5 protein-coding genes are annotated in these 12,685 nt (G+C 71.7%); 4 read left to right on the forward strand and 1 reads right to left on the reverse strand.

Annotation, left to right across the window (positions count from 1 at the left end):
- From KRR26_RS05735 to KRR26_RS05750, 4 genes are all read left to right on the forward strand, one after another.
- On the forward strand, nt 1–3,333 hold the full coding sequence (locus KRR26_RS05735; protein ID WP_120201580.1) for a non-ribosomal peptide synthetase: 3,333 nt from the start codon (nt 1–3) through the stop codon (nt 3,331–3,333).
- Nucleotides 3,326–7,855, forward strand: coding sequence for a type I polyketide synthase (locus KRR26_RS37355; RefSeq protein ID WP_217079290.1), 4,530 nt, complete (start codon nt 3,326–3,328; stop codon nt 7,853–7,855). Before KRR26_RS05735 ends, KRR26_RS37355 begins: the two co-directional genes overlap by 8 nt.
- An 87-nt stretch (nt 7,856–7,942) precedes the next feature.
- Complete coding sequence (locus tag KRR26_RS05745) at nt 7,943–9,352, forward strand: MFS transporter (RefSeq protein ID WP_120201585.1); 1,410 nt, start codon at nt 7,943–7,945, stop codon at nt 9,350–9,352.
- Nucleotides 9,349–11,778: a penicillin acylase family protein gene (locus KRR26_RS05750; protein ID WP_217079291.1), complete on the forward strand. Its 2,430-nt coding sequence runs from the start codon at nt 9,349–9,351 to the stop codon at nt 11,776–11,778. Before KRR26_RS05745 ends, KRR26_RS05750 begins: the two co-directional genes overlap by 4 nt.
- Nucleotides 11,779–11,805: 27 nt before the next feature.
- Here KRR26_RS05750 and KRR26_RS05755 read toward each other — a convergent pair whose 3' ends face one another.
- Nucleotides 11,806–12,651, reverse strand: coding sequence for an NAD-dependent protein deacetylase (locus KRR26_RS05755; protein WP_120201589.1), 846 nt, complete (start codon nt 12,649–12,651; stop codon nt 11,806–11,808).
- Nucleotides 12,652–12,685 lie beyond the last annotated feature (34 nt).

The raw sequence follows: 12,685 nt of genomic DNA on the forward strand, positions 1-12,685 counted from the left end.
ATGGCGTCCAACCCCGACGACAAGCGCGCCCGATTGGCGCTCTTGCTGAAGGACAAGCAGGCGCAGGCGACGAAGCAGGCGCCGCTGTCCTTCGGCCAGGAGCGCATGTGGTTCCTGGACAAGTGGAGTCCGGGCAGCGCCGCGCTCCACATGCCCGTGTCGGTGCGGATGTCCGGCACGGTGCACCTGGAAGCGCTGCGCCAGGGGCTCAAGCTGCTGGCGGCGCGCCACGAGACGCTGCGCACCACGTTCCAGGACCGCGACGGCCGCCCGCAGCAGGTCATCACCACCAGCGCCGCACTGGAGCTGGAGCTCGTGGACCTCACCGCCGTGCCCGAGGCCCAGCGCGAGGAAGAGGCCCGCGCGCGCGTGGTGTCCCTGTCGCAGCAGCCCTTTGGCTTGGAGAAGGGGCCGCTGTGGCGCGCCTCGCTCCTGCGGCTGTCGGAGCGGGAGCACGTGCTGCTCGTCAACATGCACCACATCGTCTCGGACGGGTGGAGCATGGGGGTGTTCGTCAGCGAGCTGGCCGCGCTGTATCGCGCGTGCGCCGAGGGACAGCCGTCCCCGCTGAAGCCCCTGCCCCTCCAGTACGCCGAGTACGCCGCGTGGCAGCGCGACTGGCTCCAGGGCGCGGAGCTGGAGCGTCAGCTCGCGTATTGGAAGCAGCGGCTCAACCCGAACGCGCTGCTGGAGCTGCCGGCGGACAAGGCTCGGCCGGCGCTGCTGAGTTCGCGCGGCGCGCGGCAGGTCCTCCACCTGTCCCCGGAGCTGACGCAGGGACTCAAGGCCCTCTCACAGCGCGAGGGGCGCACGCTGTTCGTCACCCTGCTGTCCGCGTTCCAGGTGCTGCTGTCGCGCTACACGGGCCAGGATGACGTGGTGGTGGGCACGCCCATCGCGGGCCGCTCGCGCACGGAGGTCGAGGGGCTCATCGGCCTTTTCGTCAACATGCTCGCCCTGCGCGCGGACCTCTCCGGACGCCCGACGTTCCGCGAGGTGATGCGCCGCGTGCACGAGACGACGCTGGATGCGTACGCGCACCAGGACGTCCCCTTCGAGCGACTGGTGGATGGGCTCAAGCCCGAGCGGCACCTGAGCCACACGCCGCTGTTCCAGGTGATGTTCGTGCTCCAGAACGCGCCCATGCCGCCCCTGGAGGCACCGGGGCTGGTGATGGAGTCGCAGCCGGTGGACACGGGCACGACCAAGTACGACCTGTCCTTGCTCGTGGTGGACCTGCCCCAGGGCCTGCGCGTCACCGTCGAGTACAGCACCGACCTGTTCGAGGCGGAGACCGCCACGCGCGTGCTCGCGCACTACCGCGAGCTGTTGGAGGGCGTGGTCGCCCGGCCAGACACCGTCATCTCTCAGCTCCGCGTGCTGCCGGAGGCCGAGCGCCACCGCGTGCTCGTGGCGTGGAACGACACCGCGGCGCCCATGCCGGAGGGGGCCACGCTCACGTCGTTGATGGAGGCGCAGGCGGCTCGAACCCCGGACGCGGTCGCGCTGGAGTACGACGGCGCGCGGCTCACCTACCGGGAGCTGGATGCGCGGGCCAATCAGCTCGCGCACGCGCTGCGCGCGCGGGGCGTGGGGCCCGAGTCTCGCGTGGGCCTGTGCGTGGAGCGCTCACTGGAGATGGTGGTGGGGCTGCTCGGCACGCTCAAGGCGGGCGGGGCCTATGTGCCGCTGGACCCGGGCTATCCCCCCGAGCGCCTCACGTGGATGCTGGAGGACGCGCGCCCCGCGGTGCTGCTCGTGCAGGAGCGGCTGCTGGCGCGACTGCCTGCTTCGCACGGGGCCCAGGTGCTCACGCTGGACACGGGCTGGGACGCCATCGCGCGCGAGCCCACCACGGCGCCGGACTCGCGTCCCACGCCGGACTCGCTGGCGTACATCATCTTCACCTCGGGCAGCACGGGCCGTCCCAAGGGCGCGATGAACGCGCACGGCCCCGTCGTCAACCGGCTGCTGTGGATGCAGGCCGCCTACGGCCTGCGCGCGCACGACGTGGTGCTGCAGAAGACGCCGTTCAGCTTCGACGTCTCCGTCTGGGAGTTCTTCTGGCCGCTGATGACGGGCGCGAAGCTCGTGATGGCGCGGCCCGGTGGGCACCAGGAGCCGGCGTACCTGTCACGGCTCATCACCGAGGCGGGCGTGACGACGCTGCACTTCGTGCCGTCCATGCTCCAGGCCTTCCTGGATGAGCCCGGCGTGGAGCGCTGCGTGTCGCTGCGCCGCGTGGTGTGCAGCGGCGAAGCGCTGCCGCTGGAGCTGAAGGAGACGTGCCTGCGGAGGCTGCCGGGCGCGGGGCTGCACAACCTCTACGGCCCCACCGAGGCGGCCGTGGACGTGACCTATCACGCGTGCGTGGCGAACGATGGCCGCCGCTCGGTGCCCATTGGCAAGCCGGTGGCGAACACGCACATCCTCATCCTGGACGCGGAGCTTCAGCCCGTGCCGCAGGGCGTGGCCGGAGAGCTGTTCATCGGCGGCGTGCAGGTGGGTCGGGGCTATCTGTCCCGACCGGACCTCACCGCCGAGCGCTTCATTCCGGATCCGCACGCGGCCACGGCCGGCGCGCGCATGTACCGTACGGGCGACGTGGCGCGGTGGCTGCCGGACGGCGAAATCGAGTACCTGGGTCGCGCGGACTTCCAGGTGAAGATTCGCGGCCTGCGCATCGAGCTGGGCGAGATTGAGTCATCGCTGGAGAAGCACCCCACCGTTCGGCAGGCGGTGGTGCTCGCGCGCGAGGACAAGCCGGGTCAGAAGCGGCTCGTGGCCTACGTGGTGGCGCGTGAGGCCGAGGTGGACACGGTCGCGCTGCGCGCGTGGCTGCGCGAGCGGCTGCCCGAGTACATGGTGCCGTCCAACGTCGTGGTGCTGGAGCGCATGCCGCTCAGCCCCAACGGGAAGGCGGACCGCAAGGCGCTGCCCGCGCCGGAGATGGGCAAGGCGGATCCGTCGCGACCGTTCGAGGCGCCGCGCACGGACGTGGAGCAGAAGATCGCCCAGGCGTGGAAGGACCTGCTCCATGTGGAGCAGGTGGGGCTGGATGACGCCTTCTTCGAGCTGGGTGGCAACTCGCTCCTGGCGCTCCAACTGCACCGCCGGTTGACGTCGGAGCTGGGAGCGAAGCTGGCGTTGACGGAGTTGTTTCAGTACCCCACGGTGCGCTCGCTGTCGGAGCGCCTGTCGCGCCGAGACGAGGCGCCCGCGGTGGATGCGGCGCAGGCCGGGCGGGCGCGCGCCGAAGCGCGCCGCACGGTGAACCGTCGGGTGGGCAGCACGAGGGGACGCGTGGAGACGGACGGAGAGATGGATGAGTGACGCAGTGGATGGCGTGGAGCGGATCGCGATTGTCGGCCTGTCGGGGCGATTCCCCGGCGCGCGCGACCTGAAGGGTTTCTGGGACAACCTGCGGCGCGGCGCGGATGCGCGACGGGTGCCCACCGACGCGGAGCTGGACGAGGCCGGCGTGCCGCGCGCCATGCGCGAGCTGCCCCAGTGGGTGCGCGCGTCGTACGTGCTGGAGGACGCGAGCCACTTCGACGCGGCGCTGTTCGGCTACAGCCCGCGCGAGGCGGAGCTGATGGATCCGCAGCAGCGGTTGTTCCTCGAGTGCTCGCTCGAGGCGATGGAGCACGCGGGCTATGACCCCGAGCGCATCTCCGGCGCCGTGGCCGTCTTCGGCGCCACGAGCCCCAGCTCGTACCTGCTGCGCGCGCTCACCCGCCAGCCGGACCTGCTGGACACCGCCGGCACGTACGCGCTGATGCTGGCCAACGACAAGGACTATCTCACCACGCGCGTGTCACACCGGCTGGGCCTGCGTGGCCCCAGCGTCGCGGTGCAGACGGCGTGCTCCAGCTCGCTCGTGGCCATTCACCTGGCCTGCCAGAGCCTGCTGTCGGGAGAGAGCGACATGGCGCTCACCGGCGGCACCTCCGTGTCGTTCCCGCAGACGGCAGGCTATCTGTACCAGGAGGGGATGATCCTCTCCCCGGACGGGTACTGCCGGGCCTTCGACGCGGACGCCAAGGGCACGGTGCGCGGCGCGGGCGCGGCGGTGGTGGTGCTCAAGCGCCTGTCCGACGCGGTGAAGGACCGAGACACCATCCACGCCGTCATCCTGGGCACGGCCATCAACAACGACGGCTCCGCGAAGGTGGGCTACACGGCCCCCAGCGTGGAGGGACAAGCGGCCGTGGTCGCCGAGGCGCTCGGCATCGCGGGCGTTGAGCCCGGCGACATCCAATACGTGGAGGCGCACGGCACCGGCACGCCCCTGGGAGACCCGATTGAAGTCGCCGCGCTGAACCAGGCGTTCGGCGGCACGGAGCTGGGGGCGCAGCGCTGCGTGCTCGGCTCCCTCAAGGCGAGCATTGGCCACCTGGACGCCGCGGCGGGTGTGGCCGGCGTGATGAAGACGGTGCTGGCCCTCCAGCACCGCGAGCTGCCGCCCACGCCGCACTTCCAGCGTCCCAACCCGGCCATCGACTTCGCGGGCGGGCCCTTCTTCGTGACGTCCGAGGCGCGGCCTTGGGAGTCGCAGGGCGGGCCACGTCGCGCGGGCGTGAGCGCCTTCGGCATCGGCGGAACCAACGCGCACGTGGTGCTGGAGGAGGCCCCCGCGGCGGCTGCCGCCTCGGCCTCGCGCCGGCCGTGGCATGTGCTCACGCTGTCGGCTCGGACTCCCGCCGCGCTGGAGGCGGCCACGACCCGACTGGCTGACCACCTGGACGCGAACCCGCACCTGCCGTTGGCCGACGTGGCCTACACGCTGCAAGTCGGTCGTCGTGCGTATGAGCATCGCCGTGTGCTCGTTTGCCGTGACTCCGCGGATGCCCGCGAGGCGCTGCGTGACGCGCGGCGCGCGCTGGGCGGCACGGGCACGAACACGCGCCGCCCGGTGGTGTTCGTGTTCTCCGGGCAGGGCACGCAGCACGTGGGGATGGCGCGCGGCCTCTACGAGTCCGAGCCCGTCTTCCGCAAGCACCTGGACGCGTGCTGCGACGCGCTGACGCCTCGGCTGGGGCGCGACTTGCGCGCGGTGCTCTTCCCCGCCCAGGGCGGAGAGGAGGCCGAGGCCCTGCTGCGGCGTACGGAGCTGGCCCAGCCCGCGCTGTTCGCGGTGGAGTACGCGCTCGCGCAGCTGTGGCGCTCGCTGGGCGTGGAGCCCGAGGCGATGGTGGGTCACAGCCTGGGGGAGTACGTGGCCGCGTGCCTCGCGGGCGTGTTCTCCCTGGAGGACGCGCTGTCGCTCGTGGCGACGCGAGGCCGGCTGATGCAGGCGCTGCCCTCGGGCGCGATGCTCTCCGTGCATCTGCCGGAGGCGGAGCTCTCGCCGCTCTTGCCCTCGGGTGTGTCGATCGCCGCGGCGAACGCGCCGGGGTTGACGGTGGCCTCGGGGCCCGAGGCGGACATCGTCGCGCTGGAGGCCGCGCTCACCCAGCGCGGCGTGGAGACGCGGCGGCTGCACACGTCACACGCGTTCCACTCCGCGATGATGGATCCGGTGCTGGAAGCGTTCTCGCGCGAAGTGGCGCGCGTGCGCCTGTCTCCGCCCAAGATTCCCTACGTGTCCAACCTCACCGGCACGTGGGCGACGGAGGCGGTGGCGACGGATCCACGCGCCTGGACGCGACACCTGCGCGAGGCCGTGCGCTTCGGTGACGCGGCCACGCTGCTGTTCCAGAACCCGGAGCGCGTGTTCCTGGAGGTCGGCCCGGGCAACGCGCTGGCCACCCTGCTGCGACGCAACGCTCCGGCGGGCACGCACCCCATGGTGCTCACCTCGCTTCCGGGCCCTCGGGACGCGCAGCAGGACGCGCTCCACCACCTGACAGAGGCCACGGGCCGACTGTGGCTCGCGGGCGGCCGCGTGGAGCTGTCGCGCGGATACAAGGGAGAGCCCCGCCGCCGCGTGGGGCTCCCCGGCTATCCCTTCCAGCGCGAGCGCTTCGATCTGCTCCGAGGGCCGCCTCCCGCGCGCGCGGCCGTGGCCACCTCTGAGACGCGAGCCGCTCCGGACGCTCGAGGCATGGAAGTGTCCACGCCCCACTGGCCTCGGACGCCGGCTTCCGTGACGGTGCCGTCGCTCCAGGGCCAGCGCTGGCTGGTGATGGAGTCGGACACGGCGCTCGCGGCGCGCGTGACGGAGCGCCTGCGGGGCGCGGGCGCGGACGTGGTGACGCTGGTGGCGCCCGAGCGCGGTGACGCTCCCGCGCAGCGCCGCTACGCGGTGAGCCCCGAGACGCTGGGCGAGACGCTGGAGCGGCTGCGCGAGGAGGGCTGGACGCCCGAGCGCATCGCATACCTGTGGCCGCTGACGGCCGTGGGCACGCCCGCCACCGAGGCCACGCTCGACGTGACGTTCCACGGCCTGATGGCCCTGGGCCGCGCGGTGGGGCCGACCGCGGAGGCCACGCCGGTGTCGCTGTGCGTGGTGACTCGCGGCGCGCGTGATGTGACGGGCGAGGAGCCTCTGGATCCATGGCAGGCCGCGGCGGTGGGCGCGTGCCGAGTCATGGCCCAGGAGTATCCGGGCCTGCGCGCTCGGGCGGTGGACGTGACCTGGCCTGGAGAGCAGGCCGAGCTGGCCGCGCCCTGGGTGGAGCGGCTGGTGGCGGAGCTGGCGCGGGAGGGCACCGACGGGGTCGCGCTGCGCGGGGCGCACCGGCACGTCGAGGCGTTCGAGCCGGTGGCCGAGCCCGCCGCATCCGCGTCGCTGAAGCAGGGCGGCGTCCACGTCATCGTGGGTGGTCTGGGGCGCGTGGGGCTCGCGCTGGCGGAGGAGCTGACGGCGGCGGCCAAGCCCCGGCTCGTGCTGCTGTCGCGCAAGGGCCTGCCCGCGCCCGAGGAGTGGAACGCGTGGCTCGCGGGGCACGACGCCAAGGACGTCACGTCGCGAGCCATTGAGCGCGTGCGCGGCTTGGAGCGCGCCGGGGCCCAGGTGCTGGCGCTGCGCGCGGACGCGGGCGAGCCCGGCGAGCTGGAGCGCGCGTTCCAGCTCGCGGAGTCGCGCTTCGGACCGGTGGACGGCGTGTTCTACGCGGCGGGAGACGGCGGCATGTCCGCCCGCATCCCCGTGGCCGAGTCGACCCGCGAGGCAAGCGCGCCGCTCTTGCGCGCGCGCCTGGGGGGACTGACGCAGCTCGTGTCCGTCCTCGCGTCGCGGCGGCCTGACTTCGTCGCGGTGCACTCGTCGCTCACCACCGTACTGGGCGGCATGGCGTGCAGCGCGGTCGCCGCGGCGCACGCGGGCATGGACGCGCTCGTGGCGCGACAGGCGCGGGGCGTGGGCACGCGCTGGTTCGCGGTGGACTGGGACGTGTGGGGCGTGGGCGAGGGCTTCCGCCCCGAGGCGGTCATCCCGCCCGGCGAGGGCTTCCGCCTGCTGCGCGGCCTGCTCACCTCCCCTCAGGGTGGACGATGGGTGGTGACGCGGGGTTCGCTCGCCACGCGGCGTCAAGCCGCGACGGCGGGACCGGCGCAGGCGACGGCGGGGTCGGCCCCGCCGGCCAACCGCCACCCGCGACCGCCCTTGGCCAATCCCTTCCTCGCGCCCCGGGATGAAACCGAGGAGCGCGTGGCGGGCATCTGGAGGGACCTGCTCGGCGTGGAGGAGGTCGGCATCACCGACAACTTCTTCGAGCTCGGCGGCCACTCGCTGCTGGGCGTGCAGGTGCTCTCGCGAATCCGCGAGGCGTTCCACGTCGAGTTGCCCATGCGCGCGCTGTTCGACTCGCCCACGGTGGAGGTCATGTCCGTGGCCATCGTCGAGGCCAGCGCGAAGCAGGTGGATCCGGCCGAGTTGGAGGCCCTGCTCGCGGAGTTGGAGCAAGGCTGAGTCGCACCATGGATTGACGGGGCCCACACGGTGTACGAACCGGGGGTGGGCCCCTCCCCCACGCGCCTACGACGAGCGAGAGCCAGAATGAGCCTCCTGCAACGCATGACCATCACCAACCCCCAGCGGGTCTTCTGGATGACCTGGCTGGGACAGCTCATCTCGCTGCTCGGCTCGGGGCTCACCAGCTTCGCGGTGGGGGTGCAGATCTTCCGGGACACCCAGTCCACCACCCAGTTCGCGCTGCTCACCTTCTTCTATTTCGCGCCCATGGTCGTCCTGGCGCCCATCGCCGGCGCGTACATCGACCGGTGGGACCGTCGGCGCGCCATGCTGCTGGCGGACCTGGGCAGCGGCGTGAGCACGATGTTCATCTTCGCGCTCGTGTTGGCGGGCAACCACGGGCTCATGGAAGTGCGCCCCTGGCACTTCTATCTGCCGGTGGGTCTGGCCGCGTGCTTCGGCGCGTTCCGCTGGCCGGCCTTCTACGCCACCGTGGCGCTGGTGGTGCCCAAGGAGCACCTGAGCCGCGCCAACGCCATGGGCGACATCGCGCACGGCGCGGGTCAGATTCTCTCGCCCATCATCGCCGGAGCGCTGGTGGCGCGCGTGGGCCTGCAGGGCGTCGTCCTCGCGGACCTGTCCTCGTTCGTGTTCGCGGTGGGAACGCTGTTGCTCGTGCGCTTCCCCCGGCCCACGGCCAGCAAGGAAGGTCAGGTGGGCAAGGGCTCGCTGCCCCAGGAGATTCGCCAGGGCTGGGCCTTCATCCGCGCGCGGCCCGGACTCTTCGGACTCCTGTGCTACTCGCTGCTCACCAACTTCATCCTCGCGCTGGTGTCGGTGCTCATCACCCCGCTGGTGCTGAGCTTCACGGACATCCCCACGCTCGGTGTCATCCTCTCCATCGCGGGCACGGGCGCGCTCGCGGGCGGCGTGATGATGGGCGTGTGGGGCGGACCCAAGCGGCTCATCCTCGGCATGTTCGGGTTCCAGATCCTCTCGGGCCTGGTGCTGTTCCTCGCCGCGCCGCTGCCCAGCGTGCCCATCGTCGCCACGGCCGCGACGCTCTACCTGTTCTGCACCCCGCCCATGTCCGCGTGCAGCGCGGCCATCTGGCAGCGGAAGATTCCGCCTGACCTCCAGGGCCGCACCAGCTCCGTCAAGCGCATGTTCGTGCTGTGCGCGCCGCCGCTGGCGAGCCTCGCCGCGGGCCCCCTCGCGGACCACATGTTCGAGCCGTGGATGGCGCCGGGCGGCCTCTTGGCGAGCAGCTTCGGCGTGGTGTTCGGCGTGGGCAAGGGGCGCGGCATCGCGCTGCTGTTCCTCTTCCTGGGAATCGTGGTGCTCATCAACGTGCTGATGGCGTGGCTCAACCCGCGCGTGCGCAACGTCGAGGCCGAGCTGCCGGACGCGCTGCCCGAGGTCCCCACGCCCGCCAGCCTCTCGGATTCCGACGTCGCCCCGCTCACCCCCTCGCCCGGAGCCACCCCATCATGAGCGCGCTCAACAACATCCTGCGCATGTTGCGCATGCTGCCGTCCGCCTTCGCGGTGGCGAGCCCCGGCCTGGGCCCGTGGCTGGCCCGCCGTCGGTGGCCGCGCACGCAGGGCACTCGGACGCTGCAGGGGCTGCACGGCAAGGTGGAGGTGATTCGCGACACGTGGGGTGTGCCGCACCTCTTCGCGAACGATGAGCACGACCTCTTCTTCGCCCAGGGCTACGTCCACGCGCAGGACCGCATGTGGCAGTTGGAGATGGGCCGCCGCATCGGCAACGGGCGGTTGGCCAGCGCGGTGGGCCCCATGGGCGTCGCGGCGGATCAGCTCATGCTCACCCTGGGCCTGCGCCGCGTCGCCGAGCACACCTGGGAGCAGGTGGACCCCGAGGCGCGCGCCATGCTGGAGGCCTACGCCGCCGGCATCAACGCGCGCGTGGCCAACGAGCCCCTGTCCTACGAGTTCAGCGTGCTGGGCGTCACGCCCGAGCCCTGGACGCCGATGGACACGCTCATCCGCGGCAACCTGCTGTCCCTCATGCTGGGCGGCAACCACCGGCTGGAGCTGCTGCGCGCGCGGCTGGTGGCGGAGGCCGGCGAGGAAGTCGCCAACGCCATCCTCCCGCAGAACGCGCCCGAGACCCCGCTCATCGTCCCGCCCGAGGCCCGGCTGAAGGGACTCCAGGGCGTGAAGGCCATGGAGGGCCTGGACGGAATCGACGGCGTGCTGGGTGACCCCAACATCGTCTCGGGCAGCAACAACTGGGTGGTGCACGGCCAGCGCACGCAGAGCGGCAAGCCGCTCCTGTGCAATGACGTCCACATCGGCCTGGGGCTGCCGTCCACCTGGTACGAGAACGGCCTGCACGGCGGGCGCTTCCACCATGTGGGGTTCTCGCTGCCCGGCGTGCCGCTCATCGTCGTGGGGCACAACGGGAAGATTTCCTGGGGCATGTCCAACCTGGGGCCGGACACCCAGGACTTCTACATCGAGAAGTTGGACGACGTGAAAACGCCCCGGCAGTACCTGTTCAAGGGCGAGTGGCACGACCTGGACATCCGCCGCGAGGAGATTCCCGTGCGCGGTGCGGCGCCCGTGACGCTGGAGGTCCGCGGCACGGTGCACGGCCCCATCATGAACACGGTGATGAGCCGCGTGCTGGCGGACAGCGAGCCGCTGTCGCTGCGCTGGGCGCTGTTCGACTGCAAGCCCCTCGTCAACTCGCTGCTGAAGCTGAACCTGGCCACGAACTGGGAGGAGTTCCGCGGCGCCATGGCGCTGTGGGAGAGCCCGGGCCAGAACTTCGTCTACGCGGACACGGCGGGGAACATCGCGTACCAGTCCACGGGGAAGATTCCCCTTCGCGCGGGGGGCCACCAGGGCCTGCTGCCCATGCCCGGCTGGGGCGGCGAGTACGAGTGGCAGGGCTACATCCCCTTCGAGGAGCTGCCCGCGTCCTTCAACCCGCCCGCGGGCTTCGCCGTCACGGCGAACAACAAGATCACCTCGGACGACTACCCGTACCTCATCGCGCACAACTGGTTCCCGGGCTACCGCGCCAAGCGCATCACGGACCTGTTGGCGCAGGGCACTCGGCACACCGTCGAGGACATGCAGCGCATCCAGTCCGAGACGTACTCGCTGCCCGCCGAGGCACTGCGGCCCTTCCTGCTGGCGGTGTCTCCCGCGGACGAGTCCCAGGCGCGCGTGCTGGATGCGCTCAAATCCTGGGACCTGCGCTTCGAGACGGACCGCGTGGGCGCGACCGCGTTCCAGGCCTGGTACATCCACATCCTGCGCAACGTGCTGCGCCACAAGCTGGGGCCCGAGTTGGTGGAGCGCTACCTCGCCAGCGAGTACGAGCGCCACGGCAGCCTGCACATGCCCTTCATCATCGGGCTGATGTCCCAGCCGGACAGTCCGTGGTGGGACGACCCGAAGACGCCGGAGAAGGAGACGCGGGACGACATCCTGCGCCGCGCCTTGGGCGAGGCCGCGCAGTGGCTCACCGAGAAGTACGGGGCGCAGCCGTCAGGTTGGGAGTGGGGCAAGGTGCACACGCTGACGTACGCGCACGGCATGCTCGGCGGCCCCGCCATCCCCGGCCCGGTGCGGCGCGTGTTCAACACGCGCACGGTGCCGGCGCGCGGTGACAACTACTCGGTGGATGGCGCGTCGTTCCTGTGGAACCGGCCCTTCACGGTCGTCCACGGCACGGCGCTGCGGATGATTGTCGACATGAGCGACCTGTCGAAGTCGGTGTCGGTGCATGGGCCCGGGCAGTCCGAGCACCTGTACCACCCGCACCGCGATGACATGTTGGACCTCATCCGCGACGTGAAGTTCCACCCCATGCTCGCCACGCGCGACGCGGTGGAAGCGCACCAGAAGCAGACGCTGACGCTGGAGCCCGCGGCGAAGGCGTGAGGCAGGACACGCGGGGCCCGGGCGCGCTCAGCCCCGGGCCAACCGCTCCGCGAGCCGAGGCAACACCTCTCCGGCGGACGCCTCCACGCGCACGTCCGCGAGGCTGTCGCCGCGGCTCTCGCCGATGTTCAGGAGCGCGATGGGCATGTGTCGCTCGGCGGCGCGGGTGACGAAGCGGAACCCCGAGTAGACGGCGAGCGATGAGCCCACCACGAGCAGGGCGTCGCCCTCCTCCAGCAGCGAGAACGCCTCCTCGACGATGGGGAGCGCCACGTTGTCGCCGAAGAACACCACGTCCGGCTTGAGCGTGCCGCCACAGCGAAGGCATGCCGGGACTCGGAAGGACTCCACCGCTTCTGTGGGCAACTCCGCGTCACCGTCCGGGCGCCACTCCGTCGGCGTGTGCGAGAAGTCCGGGTTGATCGCCAGCAGTCGATTCTGGAGGTCCGGCCGGGTCTCCATGCCGCCACAGTCCAGGCACCGCACCCGCGAGAGCGCGCCGTGCAACTCGATGACGCGCACGCTGCCCGCGTCGTGGTGCAGCCGGTCCACGTTCTGCGTGATGAGGCCGAGCACATGCCCGTCACGCTCCAGCTCCGCCAGCGCGCGATGCGCCGGGTTGGGACGGGCGGACGAGAAGCGAGGCCACCCCAGGAGACTGCGCGCCCAGTAGCGCGCGCGGACCTCGGGCTTGGTGAGGAACTCTCGGTGCTGGATGGGGTTGCGGGCTCGGGCGCGCGTGCCGGGGCCTCGGTAGTCGGGGATGCCGGACTCGGTGCTGCACCCCGCGCCGGTGAGCGCGACGATGCGGCGCCCGCGCAACAGCGAGGCCAGTGCCTCTACGCCAGCGGCGGCTGCAATCGGAGCGTCCATGGGACTGGCCTTATAACGCTCCCCCGCCCCGCGC

Source organism: Citreicoccus inhibens (assembly GCF_019039035.1).
Taxonomy (GTDB): domain Bacteria; phylum Myxococcota; class Myxococcia; order Myxococcales; family Myxococcaceae; genus Citreicoccus; species Citreicoccus inhibens.

Coding starts and splice junctions, on each gene's coding strand:
- KRR26_RS05735 (WP_120201580.1), top strand. CDS start 1: ATGGCGTCCAACCCCGACGACAAGCGCGCCCGATTGGCGCTCTTGCTG.
- KRR26_RS37355 (WP_217079290.1), top strand. CDS start 3,326: ATGAGTGACGCAGTGGATGGCGTGGAGCGGATCGCGATTGTCGGCCTG.
- KRR26_RS05750 (WP_217079291.1), top strand. CDS start 9,349: ATGAGCGCGCTCAACAACATCCTGCGCATGTTGCGCATGCTGCCGTCC.
- KRR26_RS05755 (WP_120201589.1), bottom strand. CDS start 12,651: ATGGACGCTCCGATTGCAGCCGCCGCTGGCGTAGAGGCACTGGCCTCG.
- KRR26_RS05745 (WP_120201585.1), top strand. CDS start 7,943: ATGAGCCTCCTGCAACGCATGACCATCACCAACCCCCAGCGGGTCTTC.